The 21,719-nt window shown below is 58.5% G+C and carries 19 protein-coding genes and 2 pseudogenes; 11 read left to right on the top strand and 10 right to left on the bottom strand.

What is annotated here, in order from left to right; translation table 11 throughout:
* Positions 1 to 243: 243 nt before the first annotated feature.
* Entirely contained in the window at positions 244 to 2,595 is a 2,352-nt protein-coding gene (locus tag BM413_RS28190) for a cytochrome P450/oxidoreductase (RefSeq protein ID WP_091918175.1), read from the bottom strand.
* 109 nt (positions 2,596 to 2,704) lie between these two features.
* On the opposite strand from BM413_RS28190, the gene BM413_RS28185 reads away from it, so the two are divergent.
* The 4 genes and pseudogenes from BM413_RS28185 to BM413_RS28170 all read left to right on the top strand — a co-directional run bounded on the left by BM413_RS28185 (position 2,705) and on the right by BM413_RS28170 (position 5,987).
* Positions 2,705 to 3,442: an IclR family transcriptional regulator gene (locus tag BM413_RS28185; protein ID WP_091918174.1), complete on the top strand. Its 738-nt coding sequence runs from the start codon at positions 2,705 to 2,707 to the stop codon at positions 3,440 to 3,442.
* Between the two features lie 78 nt (positions 3,443 to 3,520).
* Positions 3,521 to 3,691: pseudogene (locus BM413_RS28180) on the top strand (transposase); the annotation flags it as partial.
* A 366-nt stretch (positions 3,692 to 4,057) separates the two neighbouring features.
* Positions 4,058 to 5,242 (top strand): NADH:flavin oxidoreductase/NADH oxidase, encoded by a 1,185-nt coding sequence (locus BM413_RS28175; RefSeq protein ID WP_091918173.1) that lies wholly within the window; start codon positions 4,058 to 4,060, stop codon positions 5,240 to 5,242.
* A gap of 58 nt (positions 5,243 to 5,300) precedes the next feature.
* On the top strand, positions 5,301 to 5,987 hold the full coding sequence (locus BM413_RS28170) for a peroxiredoxin-like family protein (protein WP_091918172.1): 687 nt from the start codon (positions 5,301 to 5,303) through the stop codon (positions 5,985 to 5,987).
* 435 nt (positions 5,988 to 6,422) lie between these two features.
* On the opposite strand, the gene BM413_RS28160 is transcribed toward BM413_RS28170, so the two are convergent.
* From BM413_RS28160 to BM413_RS28130, 7 genes are read right to left on the bottom strand one after another with little or no spacing between them, the layout of a single operon-like run.
* Positions 6,423 to 7,940 carry an ABC transporter substrate-binding protein gene (locus BM413_RS28160; protein ID WP_175544475.1) on the bottom strand — a complete coding sequence of 506 codons (1,518 nt, stop codon included), beginning with the start codon at positions 7,938 to 7,940 and terminating at the stop codon, positions 6,423 to 6,425.
* 20 nt (positions 7,941 to 7,960) lie between these two features.
* Positions 7,961 to 9,109 carry an ABC transporter ATP-binding protein gene (locus tag BM413_RS28155; protein ID WP_244538061.1) on the bottom strand — a complete coding sequence of 383 codons (1,149 nt, stop codon included), beginning with the start codon at positions 9,107 to 9,109 and terminating at the stop codon, positions 7,961 to 7,963.
* Positions 9,016 to 9,996 carry an ABC transporter ATP-binding protein gene (locus BM413_RS28150; protein WP_091918170.1) on the bottom strand — a complete coding sequence of 327 codons (981 nt, stop codon included), beginning with the start codon at positions 9,994 to 9,996 and terminating at the stop codon, positions 9,016 to 9,018. The genes BM413_RS28155 and BM413_RS28150 overlap by 94 nt, the downstream gene beginning before the upstream one ends.
* Positions 9,993 to 10,862 (bottom strand): ABC transporter permease, encoded by an 870-nt coding sequence (locus tag BM413_RS28145; RefSeq protein ID WP_091918169.1) that lies wholly within the window; start codon positions 10,860 to 10,862, stop codon positions 9,993 to 9,995. The genes BM413_RS28150 and BM413_RS28145 overlap by 4 nt, the downstream gene beginning before the upstream one ends.
* Positions 10,859 to 11,773 (bottom strand): ABC transporter permease, encoded by a 915-nt coding sequence (locus BM413_RS28140; protein ID WP_091918168.1) that lies wholly within the window; start codon positions 11,771 to 11,773, stop codon positions 10,859 to 10,861. The genes BM413_RS28145 and BM413_RS28140 overlap by 4 nt, the downstream gene beginning before the upstream one ends.
* A 34-nt stretch (positions 11,774 to 11,807) precedes the next feature.
* Positions 11,808 to 12,254: a nuclear transport factor 2 family protein gene (locus BM413_RS28135; RefSeq protein ID WP_091918167.1), complete on the bottom strand. Its 447-nt coding sequence runs from the start codon at positions 12,252 to 12,254 to the stop codon at positions 11,808 to 11,810.
* Complete coding sequence (locus BM413_RS28130; protein WP_175544474.1) at positions 12,251 to 13,189, bottom strand: SDR family NAD(P)-dependent oxidoreductase; 939 nt, start codon at positions 13,187 to 13,189, stop codon at positions 12,251 to 12,253. Before BM413_RS28130 ends, BM413_RS28135 begins: the two co-directional genes overlap by 4 nt.
* A 578-nt stretch (positions 13,190 to 13,767) precedes the next feature.
* Here BM413_RS28130 and BM413_RS28125 point away from each other — a divergent pair.
* Positions 13,768 to 14,012, top strand: a pseudogene (locus BM413_RS28125) (CopG family ribbon-helix-helix protein).
* A gap of 825 nt (positions 14,013 to 14,837) precedes the next feature.
* Here BM413_RS28125 and BM413_RS28120 read toward each other — a convergent pair.
* The gene (locus BM413_RS28120; RefSeq protein WP_091918165.1) at positions 14,838 to 15,728 is read right to left on the bottom strand and encodes a LysR substrate-binding domain-containing protein; all 891 of its coding nucleotides are present in this window, start codon (positions 15,726 to 15,728) and stop codon (positions 14,838 to 14,840) included.
* Between the two features lie 200 nt (positions 15,729 to 15,928).
* On the opposite strand from BM413_RS28120, the gene BM413_RS28115 reads away from it, so the two are divergent.
* The 6 genes from BM413_RS28115 to BM413_RS28090 all read left to right on the top strand — a co-directional run bounded on the left by BM413_RS28115 (position 15,929) and on the right by BM413_RS28090 (position 20,966).
* Positions 15,929 to 17,191 carry an MFS transporter gene (locus BM413_RS28115; protein WP_210188991.1) on the top strand — a complete coding sequence of 421 codons (1,263 nt, stop codon included), beginning with the start codon at positions 15,929 to 15,931 and terminating at the stop codon, positions 17,189 to 17,191.
* Positions 17,188 to 18,018, top strand: a complete 831-nt coding sequence (locus BM413_RS28110; RefSeq protein WP_091918164.1) for a cyclase family protein — start codon at positions 17,188 to 17,190, stop codon at positions 18,016 to 18,018. The genes BM413_RS28115 and BM413_RS28110 overlap by 4 nt, the downstream gene beginning before the upstream one ends.
* Before the next feature lie 158 nt (positions 18,019 to 18,176).
* Positions 18,177 to 18,962, top strand: coding sequence for a 2-oxo-hept-4-ene-1,7-dioate hydratase (gene hpaH / locus BM413_RS28105; protein WP_091918163.1), 786 nt, complete (start codon positions 18,177 to 18,179; stop codon positions 18,960 to 18,962).
* A 9-nt stretch (positions 18,963 to 18,971) separates the two neighbouring features.
* Complete coding sequence (locus BM413_RS28100; RefSeq protein WP_091918162.1) at positions 18,972 to 19,748, top strand: HpcH/HpaI aldolase family protein; 777 nt, start codon at positions 18,972 to 18,974, stop codon at positions 19,746 to 19,748.
* A 67-nt stretch (positions 19,749 to 19,815) separates the two neighbouring features.
* Positions 19,816 to 20,211 carry a tautomerase family protein gene (locus tag BM413_RS28095; protein ID WP_091918161.1) on the top strand — a complete coding sequence of 132 codons (396 nt, stop codon included), beginning with the start codon at positions 19,816 to 19,818 and terminating at the stop codon, positions 20,209 to 20,211.
* Positions 20,212 to 20,507: 296 nt separating this feature from the next.
* The gene (locus BM413_RS28090) at positions 20,508 to 20,966 is read left to right on the top strand and encodes an FCD domain-containing protein (protein ID WP_091918160.1); all 459 of its coding nucleotides are present in this window, start codon (positions 20,508 to 20,510) and stop codon (positions 20,964 to 20,966) included.
* A 184-nt stretch (positions 20,967 to 21,150) separates the two neighbouring features.
* On the opposite strand, the gene BM413_RS28085 is transcribed toward BM413_RS28090, so the two are convergent.
* Positions 21,151 to 21,717: a flavin reductase gene (locus tag BM413_RS28085; RefSeq protein ID WP_091918159.1), complete on the bottom strand. Its 567-nt coding sequence runs from the start codon at positions 21,715 to 21,717 to the stop codon at positions 21,151 to 21,153.
* Positions 21,718 to 21,719: the final 2 nt, after the last annotated feature.

The raw sequence follows: 21,719 nt of genomic DNA, 5'->3' as shown, positions 1-21,719 counted from the left end.
ATAGCACTTAGCGCGCGTGCCGCTGCCGCCCGCGCGCAATTCGTGAAGTTCCGGCAGGCTATGACTGCCAACAGTCACCGGCCGGGCGGGCCCCGCAAGCTTCATCGATTGTCGCGGACTATGGCGCGGCCAGGCGGAATCCCTCGGCGCCGCCAGATCCGGCAGGATCACAAGCGAAACCGTGAAGTCGTCCGAAAACCGGTTCCCTCTTCCTGGCATTATCGTCCAATCGCGACGGAAGCATCATAGGCTCAGCACCAGCTTACCGCGTCCGCGCGAACAGCACGCCATCATGCGATCGCCGGCACCACGCTCCTCGCCGGTAAGCACCCGGTCGCGGTGATCGATATCGCCCTGCAGCACATCGACTTGGCAGGTCCCACAAAGACCTTCCTCGCAATCGCTCTGGACGTCGATACCGATGGCTCGCACCGCCTCCAGGAGCGTCTGGTCGGCCGCGACGCGCACCGTCAGACCGGAATCCCTGAGTTCGGCGTCGAACACGATCTCGTTGTTGGGATCGAGCCGCGTTTCGGTCGCAGTGAAATGTTCGACATGCAGTTGCCCTGGACGCTCCGCCATGCCGCCGGCAAGTGCGTCGAGAAGCCGCTCGGGACCGCAAGCGTAGATCTGAGTGCCGTCGTCGGCTGCCGCGGTAAGCGCGGCGACATCCAGCCGCAGACCTTCTTCAGCCGGATAAATCATGAGCCGGCCGCCGTGATCATCGACAAGCCGGTCGAGCAGCGCCATCGAGCGGCGCGCCCGCCCGCAGTAGTGGATCGTATAGTAGCGACCGAGCTTCTTGAGCCGGTCGGCCATCGCGGCGATGGGCGTGACACCGATGCCGCCCGCCACCAGGACGAAGCCTCCAATGTGGCTGTCGTCGAGCTGGAAATGGTTTTTGGGTCCGCGGACCTTGACCTCGGCCCCCTGGCGCAGCTGCTCGTGGACATAGGCCGAACCGCCACGGCTTTCGTTTTCCCGCAGGACGCTGATATCCCACGCGGGTTCGCCTGGTCTGCCGCAAAGCGAATAACGCCGCACTATATCGCCCAGGACCAACTCGATATGCGAGCCCGGCGTCCAGCCGGGCAGGCTCTCGCCGGGGCGGGCCGTTAGGGTGACCCGCACGATCCGTTCAGCCTCTGGCTCGATCGCGGAGGCAGTTACCGACCGTGCAACATCCTTGTTAGAGGGAGCTCCGATCGGAAAATTCCGCTTCGGGGTCGACTTCGTTCCGGACAGCCGCTCGGGATTGCGCGCCGGGTCCCAGCGCACGCGCAAATGTTCAGGCCCGCGGAACGAGGTGTTGGCGACATAGGTGAATCGCTGCCCCGGCACCAGCTCCATATGGGGGAGGCGGCGCGTCAGTTCCTCGATGAAGATGCGCATCTCCATCCGGGCAATGTTCTTGCCCATGCACTGATGGCTGCCATAGCCGAAGGTCAGGTGGTCGGTGGTGTTAGCCCGGTAGAGATCGATCGTGTCGGGGTTCTCGAAATGGCGGGGATCGTGATTGGCCGAAGCGCTTATCATCAAAAGCCGCGATCCCGCCGGGATGGAGACGCCGCCGACCATGGTGTCCTGCGTCGTGATGCGCCGCCACGCGGCAACCGAGCCTGTAAAGCGCAGGCATTCCTCGACTGCATTGGGGATTAGGTCCGGATCCTCGCACAGCTGTTTCCACAGCGCACGGTTCTGCAGCAGAGCTAGCAAGGCGTTAGCTGAAGCGTGCGCGGTCGTCTCATGCGCCGCCACGATGATCGCCATCATCATCGAATGCAGATAGGAGTCGGTCACCACGTCCGGCACGTCCTTCTGGCGCCGGATGGCGTAGCGCATCCAGCCGTGCTCGTCGGGCGTTGCGCGCATCTTCCCCAGCACGCGGCCAGCCAACTGCCAGAAATGCCCTACCTTGTGGGCGATCTCGACCTGCTGGTCGGGCGTCGGACGACCCCAGGTGTTGACGGTATGTGCGATCGAATACTCGCGCAGCTTGCTCATGTCCTCTTCGGGCACACCGAGGAAATGCAGCGCGACGCTCAGCGGCACCTCCCACAGCATGTCCTCGACCAGGTCCGCCTCGCCCCGGTCAACGAAACGATCCACGAACTCGCATGCAAGCTGCTGAATCATGGGCTCGTGCTCGGCCAATTGGTCCGGATTGAAGGAATGCATCAGCGCCCGCCGCCGCTCCATATGCGCCGGTTCGTCCTCGTTCACGAGCGTGCGATTCATGCCGTAGTCGTAAGTTTTCAGGACCTCTTGCGCCTCGTTGGAAAAGGGCGTGATCTTCTCCAGCGCCACGCTAGGCGAGAAGGTGACATTGTCGCGGAAGATGTGCTGCACGTCCTCGTAGCGCGTCGCGACGTAGTATCCGAGCTTGGGGCTGTAGAAGACCGGCTCGCTTTCGCGCGCCCATCGCAGGCATTCTGCGGGATCCAGCTGGTACTCCTCTTCGAACGGATCGAAGGCTGCTGCCCGCGAAGAAACCGGGCAGCCGTTGGGATCTTTTGCAGGGTGTGCCGTGAACGGACAGGCGGACGCCTTTGCGTGTGCTCCGGGAACTTCATCATCCTTTGCCTGCTCCTGCATAAGATTTCTCGCTTTGTCTCTATTATCGCACAAAATGTTCTGATAAAGACAATACCAGACGAATCGTTTTTCGGCAATTGTGGGAAATACTGGTCCCAGATGGGTGAGCATGGCGATCGCGAACCGAGGTCAGGAAATAACGGACAAGACGACAACCACCTTGCAGACGCTCGACCGGGGACTGGTGACTCTTGGCCACGTGGCCCGGTCCCGCGAGGGTGTCACCGTCGCGGAGATTGCGCGATTCCTGGGCGTTCACCGCGCCATTGCCTATCGCATCGTGGCGACGCTGGAGACGCACGGGATGGTCGTAAGGTCGAAGGAAGGACGTGTTTTCCTCGGCATCGGTATCCCCGCCATCGCCAATCAGTTCATGCCTCAGTTCAAGGTGCTGGCGGAGCCGCTGCTGCGCGACCTTGCCGCTGACACAGACGCGACGGCGTTCGTCGCGCTTGCCGACGGCGTCGATTGCGTCGCCATCTTGGTTGAGGAGCCTTCGGGTCAGTTGATCCGTGTCGGATACCGGGTTGGAAGCAGGCACCCGCTGGAGCGGGGGGCGGCCGGAATCGCGATCCTCGCCGGGCGAGCGCCGCGACCGGATGATCCTGAGACGGTACGACAGGCCCGAGCGGAGGGCTACAGCCTGACACGCGGCCAGCTCCAAAAGGGCGCGATCGGTGTGGCGGTGAGGTTGCGCAGCGCCGACGCGAATCCGGGAACGCAGGAGTTCTCGATCGGTGTGGTCGCCATGGAGGACCTCGACACAGCACGGGCGATTGCCAGTCTGCAAGCTGCGGCGCGGACCCTCGACGGTCTGCTCGGTGCGACGGGTGATACTGAAGCGTAGTCCTCGTCCATCGCACGATCGTCAGAGAAGGGTCCTTCGTTATCACGACATACTGCTGCCTAGAGGTGACGGTGCCGATCCCAGCGCCGCAAGACACGCGGTGGCTAACCATGATATTCCGATCTGGCAGTTGAGACCGCCTTGCCGCTGGGGTTGGTGTTCGGATTGCGACTGCGCCAGACTGAAGGGTTGCTGGGTTTGGTGCTTGCGCTGATGGGACTGGAACTGCCTGTTCCCGATCATACGACCGGTGATGCAGTCGATTTCTACTTCAGCGAGCACCGAGATTGGTGGCTGCCAAGCGCTTCATCCGCAAGGCATTGAAACGTCATGCCGGGAATCCTCGCCATCGCCGCATGAGTGTCATCGCGAACTGCTTTTGTCTTTGAGAAGCTGTTGCGATGTCCTCTTAGGCTCGACGGCGGAAGACCGTGAAGTACCTGCCCTCATACGGCGGCAAATACGGATTACCACACAGCCCCTTCGCAACACCCGCATCGCGACGGACAATTCACATCCATGAAACTGGCTCCAGCCGGTGCAGTGAGGTTGCGGGATGGTTGCGTTCGCCCATTATGCCGGTCTCCGAAATGCGGCCATGCGGAGGAGACAAGGGTGAGTGCACTTTTCAGCGACGGTAAAATCGGCGGGCTCGATCTCGAGAACCGAATCGTCGTGTCGCCGATGTGTCAGTACAGCGCCATCGAGGGGACGGCACAGCCATGGCACCTGATCCATATCGGCAACCTGATGATGTCGGGCGCCGGGCTGGTGATCATGGAAGCGACCGCCGTCGAGGATATTGGTCGCGGCACGCTCGGCTGCCTCGGAATCTACAGCGACGAGAATGAAAAGGCCTTGGCCGAGCTCGTCGCGGAAGCGAAGAAGCTATCGGCTGCCAAACTAGGCATCCAACTTACCCATACCGGACGCAAGGCGGCTACCAGAACGATCCCCGATCGTTGGCGTGGCGAGCCTCTACCGATGGATGAAGGTGCATGGAAGCCAGTTGCGCCTTCACCGATCGGCTTCGATCAGCATTGGCAGGTGCCGGAAGAACTCGATGAAGTCGGCATGCTGCGCATCATCAAGGCTTTCGCACGCTCCGCGAAACGTGCCGATCGCGCCGGCTTCGATCTCGTCGAGATTCATGGTGCGCACGGATATCTGATCCACAATTTCATGTCGCCGCTTTCCAACAAGCGGCTCGACAAATGGGGCGGATCGCTCGAAAACCGCATGCGCTTTGCCTTGGAAGTCGTGCGTGCGGTGCGTGCCGTCTGGCCAAAGGAAAAGGCGTTCGGCTTCCGTGTCAACAGCACTGATTGGCACCCCGATGGTTTCAGCCTTGACGATGCAGTCGTCTTCGCGAAAGAGCTTGAGCGGGCGGGCCTCGACTATGTCGTCATGTCTGCCGGCAATATTGCTCCGGGCATATCCATTCCTCCGGCAGCACCCGGCCATCAGGTGCCATTTGCGACGTCTATTAAAAAGAACACTGGCCTGGCGGCAATGGCTGTCGGCATGATCGGGCGCTTCGACCAGGCCGAGTCGATTATTGCCAATGATGAGGCCGACTTCGTAGCTCTGGCCAGGCCGATGCTGGACAATCCGCGATGGGGCATTCATGCGGCCGCTGCGCTCGGTGCCGACATAGCCTATCCACCGCAATACATCCGCGTGCGGCCAAACAACTGGCTTGGCTTCATCTATGTCCATCCGGAGGCCAGACCACCCGCGTCCAAGCTTCAACTTGATCGGCCACCCAGCGTGGCCTGGGACAGGCCCAAAGGCGCCTGAGGAAAATACTCCATCACCTACTATTGCTCCGGGAGGAGCACCACAAAGGAGAGCAGTCATGTCGCACCACCAGTCACTCAGGGAAGTCATGGAAGACTTCCAAGCAAAGCGCGTGGCCACGATGGATCCGAATGCGCTGAAAATCAGCGCCGGCCAACGCAGCCATCTGATTGAAACCAAGAATAAAGCCGACTTCGTCAAGGCCGGTGATCTCGTGCCTGATTTCGTGCTCGAGGAGGTTGGCGGCGCAAGACTGACACGAGACAGTCTATTGGCTTCCGGGCCGCTTGTGATGATCTTCTTCCGCTTCGCCGGCTGCCCGGTCTGCAATGTCGCGCTGCCATACTACGACCGCGAACTGGCTCCCACTCTCGCAGAGCTGGGTGTGGGTCTCATTGCCATAAGCCCTCAGGTGCCGGAGCGTCTGGTCGAAATCAAGGAAAAGCACGGCTTCAGCTTCCCTGTAGCCACAGATCGAGACAACAGGCTCTCGCGTTACCTCGGTATCCTCTACAGCTATGACGAGCCATCGCGTCAGGCCGCGATCGCCAATGGGAAGCCGATCGGTGAAGTCACCGGCACGGGAACCTGGGAACTGCCTATGCCCGCCATAGTGATAGTCGACAGGAACTGCAAGGTGATCTTCTCCGATGTGAGCCCGGATTGGATGATACGCACCGAACCGGAATCCGTGCTCGCAGCGGTGCGCGGGCTGCTCACCGAGACGGAGCGGGCGCCGGCATGATCACAAAGGGTTACAAGCAACTTTTGGCGCAAGCCAATGTCATTGTCGACACACTCGATGTCGATGAAGCAAAGGCCGCTCTGGGAGATAATGACGTGCTTTTCGTGGATCTGCGCTATCCCGAGAACTGTCGCGCGAAGGCAAGATCGATCCCGAAAAGCCCTACCACAAACCAATTCTGGCAGAAGGCAAGCGCATCGTCCTTTATTGTGCAAGCGGTTGGCGATAGGAGCTTTCGGCAAAGACCGCTCGAAAATGGGTTTGGATCGTGTGAGCCACCTCCAGGGTGGCTTCGCTGCCTGGAAGCACTGAGATATCGAAATCACCGAGATGAAATAGGAAACGTCACCTGCTCCGCAGGTTTCTTCTATTCTAAGGAACAAAAACGCCACCTTTGCTGGTGGCGTTTTTGTTCCAGTGGATCGAGTTTCAGTTTCAGTTCCAGGTTGCCAGATAGAACCGCGACCAATCGTCCTTGAACGCCTTGAAATTCAAGTCCTTCGACATTCCATAGTTCTTCACATAACTGAACAGCGGCAGAAAATGTGCACGCTCGCTGATCAGGTGGAAAGCTTCATTATAGGCCTTCAGACGTGCAGCCTCATCGTTGGTCGATCCGCCAGCATCCACCAGCTTGTGGATTTCTTCGTCCCGCGCCTGATCCAGAACGTTGCCTGTGAAGAAATACTGCAAATAGGGCGATACCTCATTGATACCGAACCCGCTCCACGCTGCGATAGCCAAGGGCGTCTTGCCTTCCTGCGCTGCCTTGATCACCGCTGCGACGGCCTGCTGCTGGATCGTGGCATTGATCCCGACGGCCTTGAGGTAATTCTGTATCGCGCCGCCCCAGGATGGGGTGAGATAGGTGTAGAGTTCAGTGTCGAAGCCGTTGGGATAGCCAGCTTCGGCAAGAAGCGCCTTGGCCTTCTCCGGATCGTAGTCGTAGTGCACCGCCTTCGACTGATCACAACCGAACTGTGTATCGAAGCAAACGATGTCCGGAACGCCCGAGCCGCCCGGCATGAACTGCTTGGCCATGGTCTCGCGATCGATCGCATGAAAAATCGCCTGGCGAACCTTGATGTTCTTGAGCGGGCTGTCCGGGTTGTCGCGTCCGCCACCTGCCAGGTTGACATAGGCGATACGCTGCACTTCAGCGCGCAATGTCTTGACTGTGGGAAGCTTCGAAAGGCTTTCGAATTGATCGGCGTTGATGTCCTGAATCCAGTCGGCCTTGCCTCCGATCAATTCGGCCATCTGGGTCGTGGGGTCTGCAACCGCGCGGAAGACGATATTCCTGATCGCCGGCTTGCCCTTCGGGCTTCCTGCGAAATAGTCGTCGAAGCGCTCAAGGCGGATTTCCCCCGAGCTGTCGATTGCAGCGATCTTGTAGGGTCCGGTGCCGATCGGTTTTTTTGCGAACTCTTCCGCCCCGACTTTTTCCCGGTATGCCTTCGGCCAGATCGGCGTAATCGAAGATAGATAGGCAAGGGCTGCCGGGAAAGGCTTCTTGGCAATGACGCGAACCGTCAGATCGTCCACCTTCTCCGCTTTTTCGATCCATGTGTAGTTGCTCGGCGTCGCCACCTTCTTGTCTGCGATGATCGTGTTCAGCGTGTAGACCACGTCGTCCGCAGTGAAAGGTTCGCCGTCATGAAACTTCACGTCCGGTCGCAGCTTGAACTCAGTGGTCCGGTCGTCGACGAGCTTCCACTCCAGCGCAAGCCCAGGCTTCAGCTCGAAGGTTTCAGGATCGCGGATCAGCAGCGTGTCCCAGACATGGATTGCAATGATCAACCCGGCCGCCTGCGTGTTATAATATGGGTCCACATTGGGGATCGCGTCGCGCAGCGTGACGCGCAATGTGTCGTCTGCCTTGCCCGCCAACGCAGGTGCGGATCCGGCCAATACTGCCAGCATGACGCCAGCCAACAGACTTCTTAGATGCATGAATTCCTCCCTGAAACCCATCAACTCGATGGTATGACTGCGTCGTTTTGTTTGACCCGGCTGCTTTGCATGAGAGCGCTCGATCTTGCGGAATCCTCTTCCGGTTCAAAAAGAAGGCATTCGATCGTCCTGATTTGCAGCACGGTTTCTGCCGGCACGGTCAGGGCGCATTTGTCAAAGACGAGCGGACAGCGCGGGTGAAAGCGGCAGCCGGACGGAATGTTCGAGGGGTCCGGATAGCTGTCGCCCAGGCCTACATCCGGTATGCCTTTGCCTGGCTCCGGCGTCAGTACGGAACTTAGCAGCGCTTGCGTATAGGGGTGGGCCGGGGATGCGAACAACTGCTCGCTTTCGGTCTTTTCGACCATGCGGCCGAGATACATCACGCCGACATGGCTCGCTATATGTTCGACCACCGCAAGGTTATGGCTGATGAATATAAGCGTCAGGCCGAATTCGCGACGAAGCTCGGCCAGCAGATTGAGTATCTGCGCTTGTACCGAAACGTCGAGTGCGCTGGTGGGCTCGTCGCAGACCACGATCCGGGGCTTGAGGACAAGGGCCCGGGCGATTGCGACACGCTGACGTTGCCCGCCGGAGAGTTGCGCCGGATAGCGGTCCGCCATATCTCCGGGGAGACCGACACGCGCCAGCATCTCCATGACACGCGCATCACGTTCCTTCGATGGGATGTTTCCCTGTGCCTTCAGCGGCAAGCCGACAATGTCGCGAATTCTTTGGGTACTGTTCAGTGATGAAAACGGATCCTGGAAGACAGGCTGTATCAGCCTTGCACGCGCGCGTCGGTCCAGCGACGCCAGATCGCATCCATCGACAAGTATCTCGCCGGACGAGACTGGAAGCAGGCCCAGAATAAGGCGTGCCAATGTGGACTTGCCGCAACCGGATTCGCCGACGATGCCAAACACATCGCCGAAACCGACGCTGAAGGAGACCCCATCGACGGCGCGCAGTTCCTGCGCGGAGCCAAACAGCCCGCTGGAGCGGCTGAAAATTCTGGCGACGTTGCGAACCTCGATTGCCGGATGCGTCGGATGCTGTTTGGGCGGCATCATCATGCGGCACGTTCTCGTGATACGTCCGGGAGGAGGTGGCAGAGATAGCTGTGATCCTCGCCGAGCGACCTCAGAGAGACCGTTCGGCTGCATTCGGGCAAGGCAAATGCACACCGGTCTCGGAAACCACAACCGGCAAAGCCCGCCCCGATCCTCGGCACAACACCGGGAATATTGGCCAATGGCTGGTCACGCCGCTGCTTACCAGGAACCGGAATGCAGTCGATCAAGCCGCACGTATAGGGATGAAGCGGGTTCGAAAAAAGCGCCGCGGCAGACCCGCTTTCAACGATCTCGCCTGCATACATCACGGAAACACGGTCGGCCATTCGAGCGACGATCCCGAGATCGTGGGTGATGAGCAAAATCGCCAGACCGCTTTCCTTCTGTATGGAGACGAGAAGCGAGAGAATTTGGGCCTGCACGGTGACGTCGAGAGCGGTGGTGGGCTCATCGGCGATCAGCAGTTCCGGCTCACACATCAGCGCCATGGCGATCATCACGCGCTGGCGAAGGCCGCCCGACAATTCGTGCGGATATTGGCCAAGCCGCATCTCAGGTGCGGTGATGCCAACCTTCTTCAGCAGAAAGGCAGCACGATCCAAGGCCTGGTTGCGGGTGGCGCCGCGGTGGCGCTGGAACACTTCGGCCATCTGCGAGCCTATGGTATAGGCCGGGTTCAGGCTGGTCATCGGCTCCTGGAAGATCATCGCAAGCTTGTCGCCGCGTACACGCCGCATCTGTCGCTCGGAGTATCGAGAGATGTCTTGCTCGTTGAAGCAGATCGCGTCAGCCTTGCGGGTCGCGTTGCGCGCCAGAAGCCCCATGATGGCGAGCGACGTCGCGGACTTGCCACAACCGGATTCTCCCACAAGACAATGCGTCTCGCCCTTTTCGATCGATAGCGAAATGCCGCGAACGGCATCTGTTCCACCCGGGAATGAGACCCGCAGACCGGCTATATCAAGGACGGGGCTCAACGGCTGCGGCTCCCCATGATAAGGTCGCGCATGCCATCACCGACGAGATTGATGCCGAAAACGAGGATGAACAGCGACAGGCCCGGGATCATGATTACCCACGGGGTGAAGAACATGTAATCGCGCGCTTCTGCGATCATCAGACCCCATGAAGGAAGCGGCGGAGGCACACCAAGACCGAGGAATGAGAGCGCTGCCTCAAGCATGATCGCGATTGCCATCTCAAGCGTCGCGACCACGATCAGATGCGGCATGATACTGGGAAGAATCTCCCGGATCAGAATGTGGGAAAGGGAGGCGCCGGCGGCGCGGGCGGCATCGACGAACTCCCGGTGCCGGACCTGCATTGTGGTGGTGCGGGCCACGACCGCGAAGCGTTCCCAGAGCAGGAAACCGAGCGTGACGATGACGACGGCGAGCGAATTCCCGATAAGCGCGACCACGGTCAGAGCGACGAGTATCAAGGGGATCGAAAGGCGGCAGGTGATGATGAACATCACGACATTGTCGACCCTCCCCCCGAAGAAGCCTCCGATCACACCAAGCGAAATGCCAATCAAACCTGAGATGATGACGGTCAGCAGGCCAATGGTCATCGAAATGCGGGCGCCGTAAACGAGCCGTGAGAAATAGTCCCGGCCAAGCTGGTCGGTGCCGAACAGATGCTCGCTACCGCCTCCGTCCATCCAGGAAGGCGGAACCATGCGCAGATCGAGGTTCTGGACATACGGATCGTGCGTGGCGATGAGCGGCGCGAAGATTGCAGCCACGACAACAATTCCAACGATCAACAACCCGAGCAGGACGAAGAACCGGCGAACATCGAGGTGACGGGGAGCGCCCACGCGCACGAAAAAGCTCATCATATCCGCAGCCTCGGATCGAGCATGGCGTTGACGACATCAGACAGGAAGGTGAGCAGGATGAAGATGACGGCGAGGAACAGCACGACGGCCTGCACCACCGGAAAGTCGTTCTTGCTGATCGCCTCCCATGCGAGGTAGCCGACGCCGTTCAGCGCAAAGACGGTTTCGATAATGATCGATCCGCCAAGCATGAACCCCAATTGCACGGCGGCGATAGAGACCACGGGCATGGCGGCGTTTCTCAGCGCATGCTTAAGAACCACGCTCGAGTGACGCAGCCCCTTGGCGCGAGCTGTGCGTACATAGTCCGAAGACAAAGCGTCGATCATTCCGCTTCGCGTCAAGCGCATGAGAACCGGTATGGAAGATGAGGCCAGAACGATGCCCGGCATGATGTAGCCTTGCCAGGTATCGACGCCGGAAATCGGCAGCAGCTGCCAATAGACACCAAACCAGATGACAAACAGCAGCCCGAGCCAGAAATTGGGCAGAGCCTGGCCTATCAGCGCAAAGAACGCGATCGCCCGGTCAAAGACCGTTCCCTCGTATAGCGCAGCCACAATGCCAAGCGGAATGCCGATAATGATGGCAATGCTCAAACCGACGAGGCCGAGCGTGATGGTGACGGGAAGCCGCTCGAAGATGAGTGTGGCCACCGGCGCGTGATAAAAATAGGAGTCTCCGAAATCTCCGCGTAGCGCGCTTGACGCCCATTCCAGGAATTGAAGGATGAGCGGGCGGTCCAGTCCATAAGCTTGGCGTACCATCTCGATATCCTCACCCGTGGCGTTCGGACCGGCTATCGAAACTGCAAGATCGCCGGACAGACGCGTCAACAGGAAACTGACTGCCATGACCATGAGGCAGACGAGGATCGAAAGCGCCCCGCGTTGTATCAGGAAACGCAGCATCGGCGTCTCTGCTCCGCCAGGGGTTGAAAAGCGCTCACTGTGAGACCGCTTCGACGTCCAGCAGCCTCATGGTGTCGCAGCGGTTGATGCGCCAGCGATCGGGCTCCCGCCGGAACGATAGACGGTATTCGAGCACAAGTTCGACGCCGCGCAATGGCATCGGCCACGTCTCGCGATCACGATTGCCGCGTATCACGACACCGACTGCCACGCCGTCGGCACTGTCGGCGCCGTGAATGGTGATGGTGTGGTTGAGCATGAGATGGCGCGACAGAATGCTCGGCGGCCGCTTGCGGAACAGATCGGCAATCGCCGCGCGCCCGGTCGTTTCGCTTGTCGGCTCCGTAAGCTTGGTCCAGATGGCGTCTTCCGTGAATATATCCAGAAACTGCTTTTCATTGCGGGCGTCGAGATGCGTGCAATAGGCGGTCATCAGTTGCATGCACTCATCGCGAATAACCAGCCGCTCAAGCGCATTCATTGGATGCTGCTCCCTGCACCCTGCTTGCGGGAAGCCTGGTCGAGATAGATCTGGCTACGCGAGCGTTCGAGCATCGTCGGCGTATCAAGGTAGCCGGGCTCGGCGGATTCTCCGATTGCTGCCCGAACGGCTGCAAAACGTTCCTCCATCAAAGGCTCGTATTCCGGATGAGTAATGACGTAGAGTTCGTTGTTGACGATCGCCTTGAGAACACGCTCGCCCACCTTGAGTGGGCTCATCTTCGGTGCATGGGGAAGCGGCGCGGTGATAAGGCTGGCCGCCGGTCCCTGGCTGGCTCCGGGAAGACTGGCCCGGCGCGAGGCGGTCGTGGCGACCAGATTGGATTGCACGCCACCCGGGCAAAGAATCGACATGCCGATACCGTGGGGCGCCAGCTCGCCTGCCGCGGATTCCGATAGACCCATGACGGCGAATTTCGATGCGACGTATACAGCCAATCCTGGAGGGGCCAGGAACCCGGCCATCGAGGCCGTATTCACAATGTGACCGCCGTTTCCGCGTTCAATCATTTTCGGCGCGAATGTCTTTATGCCATTGAATACGCTTGTGACATTCGTCTCCATCAGAAGATGCCAGAGGTCATCTGGAACATCGACAAGTTCAAGATGCTTGTCGAAAGTGATCCGAGCTTGTGCGACACCGGCATTGTTGCAAAGCACATCCACTGGGCCGAATGTCGCCTCGACATCCGCTGCAACCGCCTTCCATGCCTCCCCGCTGGAAACATCCAAGCTTACAGTCTTAATGTCTGCGCCGCTCTGCTTGAGCGTAGTTTCGGCACGCGACAGGGCTGCCTCATCAATGTCGGCGACAACAATCCTCATTCCAGCTGCGGCAAAGGCCTGAGCCATTCCAAGGCCGATGCCGCTCGCACCACCGGTGATGAAAGCCGTCTTTCCGGCAACAAACTGCATGTCATTCCTCCCGAATGCTGTGCGTAAGGCCACTGCCATCAACGCAGGCAGCAAGCTTCTGGAGCCCGAAATGGGCTTGCTCTATATGCTGGTGATATCTCGTGACCAATAGGCGAAGAATCGCTCGTCAGCCTTGGCGAGCCTCAAGCCCGCCGCGAAGAAACATGCGGATCCTCCCATCCCCGGTTTCTTACCACGGCACAAGCTTAGGGCTACGGATATGAGGCCAGCAAGTACCTCAGCGATATGACCTAAATATTCACATCTGTGAAAGTTCTGTTTCAAGGGAACGACGATGTGATGGCGCCAACGGTTCAGATGTCAGGAGCTCACGTCAAAAGGCATACCAGATAACGCGCGTTTGGAATCCGATGATGACGGAATTCCTAGAATGCGAAAGGCATTTCGGCTAGCAGAGGATTCTCGTGGATTGCACTTGCAGGAAGCTGTCGGTGAGCGCTTTGTAATTCTACTACGAGTAGATGCAGCGCAGTGCGTTCGCACAGGACGGCGCCCTCTCCGCCTGACGAACCATTGTGGTTCATTGATGATCATAGTGAACCAAGGAAGTAGAGGTCATAGCCGCCTTCACTGTACGCGTGCGGGATGAACCGTTTCGAAGCTCGACAAGATAGCCGCGATGTCCGACCGTTCCCGGTCCTATCTGGCAGCCCAGGCCATCGAGGACTACGTGTCCAAAGAGGAATGGCCGCCGGCTGAGATCCAAGCCGGACTCACTGAGGCTGATGGGGGCGAATTTGCCAGCGCAAGCGAAGTCGCGAGCGTGGTTACGAAGTACGTTAAGTCCGCCCGTAAGACATGAGCAGCCACACTTTGCGTTGGACGTGCCGGGCGGATCAAGGGAACGCGGCCGAGATCGAATTCACCGGTGTCAGCGCCCATCGTCGCCAATGACGCCAAAGCACGGCTTAAAGTCTCGATACGGGGTTTCGACAAAACAAGAATTTGAGGGTAACAGAGAGCACGTGGGCCAAGCCGTGGAGGTGATCAGGTCACACTACCCGACAGGGCGCATCAGCTACAATATTGCCGACACCTACCATGATCGCAGCGGGCAAATTGGGAGCAATGCGCTTGACGAATTTCGCAGCCAATCACAGCCGGTATCGTGCGGCACTGCAGGAAGCGAATCAGGTTGGCAATCTCCAGCCAACGACAGAGGTCTGTTACGAACGCCGAGATCGATGGCGACTGCCCAGATGAACAAGCGCTGAAGGCAGAAGGTCTGGATGCGGCCGTGCGGGCAGACAGCGCATGGCACGACCATATGAAGGCAATGGACAGGCCAAAACGCTAGCTTTGCCCGACGGCTGATCGCCGGCGGCTATCAGGCGTTGCTTGTCAGAAGTTTCGCCCCGGCGCCGCCGAGGGCGGTCTAAACCTCGTGCTCTGGACGTGGGGCGATGGGGGCCCCTACCCGTCTTCGCTTGATCGACGACGAAAACCGCCTGTCGAAGCAACGGCCCTACACCGCAATCTGAACCGCTGCCCGTCATTATTTGATCTTGCGCCATTCCAGTACGGTCTGATCGCCGTCCGCGGTAAACGATGTACGCGCCGCAAGGTGCTTGTATCCGACGGCGCTGAATAAGGCAGCGCGTCAAGATTATCTGGCTGCGCGAGCAGGTCACTCCGCCAGCGCGTGGAAGATCCAATCTCTAAGGCTCGAACGGCGAAGACGTGTCTGCTCCGTTTTCCAAGCGAGATGATAACCGAAGACGCCCGGTACAGCGAGGTCAAATAGGCGAACCAGCCTTCCATCAGCAATGTAATCCCGCACAAGTTGGGAACGAACCATTGCTATACCATGTCCGGCAAGTGCTCCTCGTATCGTTAGCGCGATATCGTCAAAGAGATATGCATCTGCGGGGTACTCGATTGGCAGATGTGCTCTCTCAAGCCATAGATTCCAGGTGACCCGAGAATGAAGGAGCAGCGAGTGGTTGGATAGCGTCTTCAGTGAAAGCTTAGGATTGGCCTCAAGAAACCTCGGGCTGCAGACTGGAAAAACCTCCTCGTCAGCGACCTTCTCTGTGATCATGCCGGGGCTCTCACCCGTGCCATAGAACAACGCCACTTCAACCTCATCGGAACATTGTTCCACCAAGTCTGCCACGCTTTGACAATGAAGTGCGCTATCGCCAAGCACGTCGCGCATCTGTGGCAGTCGCGGCAGCAGGAAATGCTCCATGATCGCAAACTGCGTCGCAAAAACGAGCGTGTCGCGTTCTGCCGTGGCGGCAATGTTCGCGACCGAATAAGCTTGGCTCAAATAATCGAGCGCCCGGCGCGTTTCCACCGACAACGTGGTTCCCGCCAGCGTCGGCACCATGCGATTTCCGACCCTCTGGAAAAGGGCTTGGCCTATCGACTCCTCGAGGCTGCGGATCTGGTGGCTGATCGCGCTATGCGTGATGCACAGCTCTTCCGCCGCGAGAGAAAAACTTCCAAGCCGTGCCGCTGCTTCAAAGCACTTCAAGGTCTGCAAAGAGGGCAAGGAACGATAGTTTACTGACATGGAGTGTCCTTCTGATCCCAGCCGGTCGCGCCGTGTAAGTTCTGCTCACAACCGGCTTGAAAAAGCATCAATTGCATCGTGGCCTCCTCCTCAATACCTCTTCTCGTCGGGAGATGAGGCAGCGGACGACGTCATTTTGCGCGTCCGCCTTGCAGCGGCTGAGCTGCTCAGGCAGCTATTAACGGCTACGGGAGGAAACTTTGAGTACATTATCTGAACCTATCTTGTCGAACCGGACGTCCGATCATCGCTGGTACGTCGGCGCCAGCAAAGCGCAATGGCAGACATTCTGGTCTTCCTATCTTGGGTGGGCGCTTGATGTCATGGATCTCATGCTGTTTGCCATGCTAATATCCTACATCAGCATCGACCTCGGCATGGATCGATCCTTTGCCGGCACAATCGCTTCCGGCACCCTGATAGCCACCGCGTTCGGGGGCTTGCTGTTCGGCTTCCTGGCCGATCGTATCGGGCGGACGCGTTCGATGGTCCTCTCTATCTTATGCTATTCCGTTGGCACAGTCCTATGCGGCTTCTCGCAGGATGTGACACACTTACTGTTGTTCCGGCTGGTCGTTGGCCTCGGTGTCGGGGGCGAATGGTCTGCTGGCGCCGCGCTGATCACCGAGACCTGGCCGGCACGCCATCGCGGCAAGGTAATGGCCTGGGTACAGAGCGCATTCGCGACCGGCTATGCTATTGCGGCGATCGTTGCTGCCGTTTTCGTACCGATTGTCGGATGGCGGGGAGCCTTCTTCTTCGGAATCGTTCCGGCCGTGCTCGCCTTTTGGATTCGGCGGCATACTCCCGAGCCGGAGATATGGAAGCAGCAGAAAGAGCGTCTCACCCTCGGCCAAACATTCCGTGCGCTTTCCGGAACACATGGTCGTAACACCGCGATTGGATTCGCATTCACGGCGGCGGCTATGTGTGGTTACTGGGGTCTCTTTACCTGGATTCCGACGTGGCTTGCGACGCCCGTCGAAGCGGGAGGCCCGGGACTGAGCCTCGTCAAATCGACCACGTGGATCGTTGTGATGCAGGTTGGGGCAGCACTGGGGTTCATTTCGTTCGGATACTTCGCCGATTCCCTAGGCCGAAAGGCAACGTTCATCCTGTATTTCCTAGCGTCGGCGCTTTGCGTTCCAGGCTACACATTGATCACGTCACCGACCGCGCTCCTGATCTTCGGTCCGGTTGTCGCTTTCTTTGGCACAGGTTTCTACAGCGGGTTTGCGCCGACATTCGCCGAGTTGTTTCCGACCAATGTCCGCGCAACAGCTCAGGGCTTCATCTATAACGGGGGGCGCGCCGTCAGCGCAATCTCCCCCGCACTCGTAGGTGTTATGTCCGGCCACTTCGGCCTCGGTGGCGCGCTGGCATTTACCGCCGGTTTTTTTCTTCTCGCAGGGCTGATTGTCCTGATCTTTCTCCCGGAAACCAAAGGTGTCGACCTCCAATGAACTTCCAGAAGCATGTCCAAAATCCCGTCGACTCCTGGATTGCCGCAACTAGCGCGTTGAGACAGATCGACCTCAGCCATCCGATGCAAAAGGGTATGCCGGTTCACCCCGCGCACCCGCCATTTCACATCACGCTCAACAATAGACATGGAGACGTTCTCCGGTCATGCGGACATTCGTCCTCAAACGAGCTAATTGTCATGAGTACCCATTCTTCGACCCATATCGATGCGATTTGCCACGTCTCGGATCACGGTAGTCTCTTTGGTTGCCATGAAGCCACGAACGAGCAAACGGGCACCGACCTCTTCAAAGTACACGGCGCCGAAACAATTGGTCCTATTTTCAGGCGAGGCGTCCTTCTCGATGTCGCCAGAATTCGCGGGCTAGCCGCCCTTGATCCTGCCTACGAAGTCACAGTCGATGATCTGAAAGCAGCGGAAGAAGATGCCAATACCACCCTCCAAAAGGGAGACATCGTGCTTGTACGCACGGGATGGGGCCAATACTGGTCACGATCGCAAACCTATTTGGGGTTGGACTCTCTCGGCGCTCCTGGACCCGGCGTGGCGGCCGGGCGTTGGCTTGCAGAACGCAAGCCCTTCTGCGTGGGTTCCGATACGTCCGCTTTCGAAGTGATGAACCACCACAACATCACATTGGAAGTACACTTGATCCTCATCGCACAAAGCGGGGTTCATATTATCGAGAACCTGAATCTGGAGGAGCTGAGCGAAGCACGCGCCGGCGTTTTCGCCTTTGCGGCACTGCCTCTTCGTATCAACGGTGCGACGGGTTCGCCTTTGCGGCCTTTGGCGTTGCTCTGAACCCGTACGGAGCTATCTCTAAGCCAGCTCCACGCAGGAATCACATGCAGCTAGAAAGAAGATTTACCAAACAACGCCAAGCCGTCGGGGTTGGCTTGGGTTTCATGGCTTGAGCCGCCTGCCGATCGTCTCTCTCCACCCAAGACTTGAGAATCAATATGCCCCTTACCGATACCGAACTGGATGCAGCCGCACTTTCGCTCTTCGAAGCCGAGATGAACCTCGCGGTCATTCCGCAATTGTCCAGGACCCATCCAGAGTTGATCTTGTCGGAGAGCTACGAGATCCAGCGCCGCTGGGTGAAGTATCACCTGGCACGGGGTCGGCGGATGGTCGGCCACAAGATCGGGCTGACATCGCGGGCCATGCAGATGGCCTCCAAGATGACCGAGCCAGATTACGGCGCACTCCTTGACCATATGATGTTCCGTGACGGCCAGACTATTCCGGCAGGCCGTTTCATCAAGCCACGGCTGGAGGTGGAACTCGCCTTCGTCCTCAAGGCAGATCTGACCGGACCCGGCTGCAACATTTATGACGTGATGCGCGCAACCGACGTGGTTGTACCGGCGCTAGAGATCATCGACTACCGCACCGACGTGCCGCGCTCGATAACCGATACCATCGCCGACAATGCGGCTTCCGGCGGGGTCGTGATCGGAGGTCGACCGGTCAGGCCCTTTGACGTGGACATCCGCTGGATTGGGGCGACCCTTTCCAAAAACGGCGTGATTGAGGAATCCGGCGTCTCCGCCGCGATCATGGGCCATCCGGCTGCCGGGGTGGCGTGGCTGGCCAACAAGCTCTCCGATCAGGGCGAGGTACTGAAGAAGGGCCAGTTCATTCTCGGTGGCTCGTTCACACGTCCCGTCGATATTGCTTCCGGCGACGTCATCCAGGCCGACTACGGCCCACTTGGCGCCATCGGCGTCTCTTTCGCGTGAGTTGATCCCATGCCGCAGAACCTCTTCAAAGCCGCTCTCCGAAAAGGCCGCCAGCAGTTCGGCCTATGGTGCACACTCCCCTCATCCTTTGCCACGGAGGTCGTGGCGGGGGCGGGCTATGACTGGCTGCTGCTGGACACCGAACACTCTCCGGGTGATCCACTCACGGTCCTGCCGCAGCTACAAGTCATTGCCGGCTATCCCTCAGTCGCGCCGGTCGTCCGTCCGGCGGCAAACGATACAGTGCTGATCAAGCGCTTTCTCGACGCAGGCGCCCAGACCTTGCTGATCCCCTATGTCCAGACGGTCGCCGAAGCCGAGGCCGCGGTTCGCGCCACCCGTTATCCGCCAGACGGAATACGCGGAGTATCCGGCTTGACGCGAGCTACTCGCTTCGGTCGCGAAACCGGCTACTTCGACCACGGCGCAGATGACCTCTGCGTTATCGTCCAAATAGAGACACAGGAGGCGCTGGACAATCTGGAAGCTATCGCTGCCGTGCCGGGCGTGGATGCCCTTTTTATCGGCCCGGCTGATCTCACGGCAAGCCTTGGATTTGGGGCCAACCAGACCCATCCGAGCATGCAGGCAAAGGTCATCGAGACCATCGGCAGGATCAAGGCGGCAGGAAAACCAGCCGGCCTCCTGACCGGCGACGCCATTCTCCAAGAAATGGCTCTGGCTAAGGGCACTGGCTTCCTCGCCATCGGAGTCGATGTAGGCTTGCTCGCACGCGGCGCCGAAACGCTCTTGAGCCAATTCGTAAGGGATCAGCCCCTCACCTGACTATCGCGGCAGGTCCAGCTGATCTACCGCCAGCATTTTGTCTTGTTCACCCTCGAATGGAGCTAATATGCCACTGCTTAAAATTCACATTCATCAAGGGCATGAACAGGAATACATCAAACGGCTCCTTGATGCTGCTCATAGCACAGTTGTCGAAGCCTTCTCGGTACCGCAGACAGATCGGTATCAACTTCTCTTGCAATACGAGCCCGGTCATATGCGCGCTCTTGATACTGGATTCAGTTTCAATCGTACTGACCAATTCACATTGTTCGAAATCATATCGAGGCCACGACTTACTGCGCAAAAACGGTTATTCTTCAGGCGTCTTTGTGAAGAACTCCAATCTGCCTGCGGAATCGCTCCTTCTGACGTAATGATCTGCTTTGTCGAGAACACGGACATCGACTGGTCGTTCGGAGGTGGAGTTCCCCAATTCGTTCCGGATGAACAGAGCGCGTGATTTCATGATCTAGCATCGGCAAGTGCCACCAAGAGAGACTTCGCGTCAGTACCATTTCTGTCAGCTTTCCTTCGTGTTCTGCCGGTGCTTCTCGCGTGCGAGGAATTCCCCAGTCAAGTCGCCCATATATTCCGATCCTCCACGATCACTTCGCCGCGAAACAGATTCGCAACACGGACCGGCGGAGGTCACCGATGAGTCAAAAGTGGACGAATAGCTGGTCTTGAATGAAAGCGAACCCTAATCTCGCGATTTGCGGCGAGTTATTGCTCTGACCGAGGCGAAGTCGTTCTACGCTGCGTTTCGGCATCAGCCGTGGGTCGTTGCGCGAAGCGCTTCGTCGCCTTGAGGAACGCAAGGTCGTGACCAGAGCACCGCGTCTAGGCGCCAAGATCATCACCGACGACGAGATCGCCGAATTGCATCGAATAATAGAAGGACAACGGGCAAGGCTTGAGAGTATCGGCATGGCCGGCTTTCTGAATCGCAAACTTGACAGCGATTTTCACAATTTTATCGCGCAGTGCGGCCGCAATGAGTTTCTGATCAAGTTTCTTTGTGAAGACTATGCCGCCTTGATCGGCCTATACCACCGGCAGTTGCGGAAGGTGCCGGACCGCGCTCAACGCGCCTTTGTCGAGCATTCACGAATTGTCGATGCGTTGGCCGACCCTGATCCGGAGACGGCCGAACTCGCCATGAGGCGCCACATCCAAAATTCGTCGCAAGCACTCCTAGAGAACGTTGAAGACTAACTTTTTCCATTGTGCATGAATCGCAGGCGCATTGAAGCGCGAGAAGCTGATTAGGAATCTACTGCTCGCTTGAAGTGAAACATCGCCGTCGCAACGCTTGTTCGCGACATGCTATATGGCCGACGACATCTGCTCTAGATCGCAGTTTGACATGCGTCCCCTAGGATGGACACTGATCAGGCTGCTATCTCCTGACCATCGCGGCCGAAACGATGCGGCATTCCTTGTCCGGCTTCCTCGAGGCTGTTTGCCCTATGCTGTGGTAGCGACGCGCCAGATAGATCAGCGCGTCGTCGCGCTCCGCCGTGCGGAGATGAAGAACGTGCCCAAAAAGAACGCGATGTGTTCCCTCATCGACAGAATGAACAAGGGCGCATTCAAAGCTCACGGCCGCATCCTCGAGAACGGGCACGCCTGATTTTCCGTTTACCCACCTGCCGTTGGCAAAGCGCTCGGTCATTCCGGTTTTGCCTCCGAACAGGTTAGACAACCTTTCGTGGCTGGGTGCCAGCGTGTTCACACAGAAGAGACGTGCTTTCTCGAAGACGGGAAAGCACGAACTGGACCTGTTTATGCAGGCCAGCAGCGTCGCCGGCGTATCGCTGACGCTGCAGACGGCCGACGCCGTGAACCCGTACGGACCGTCCGGGCCAGCGGTCGTGATTATGTTCACCGCCGCTCCGAACCGCGACATACCTTCACGGAAACATTGGCTGTCGACGGGTGAAATATGTTCGTCCACCGTGGTCATTC

The sequence above is a fragment of the Mesorhizobium sp. YR577 genome, assembly GCF_900116595.1.
GTDB lineage: Bacteria > Pseudomonadota > Alphaproteobacteria > Rhizobiales > Rhizobiaceae > Mesorhizobium_M.
This window is presented reverse-complemented; position numbering and strand designations above follow the sequence as displayed.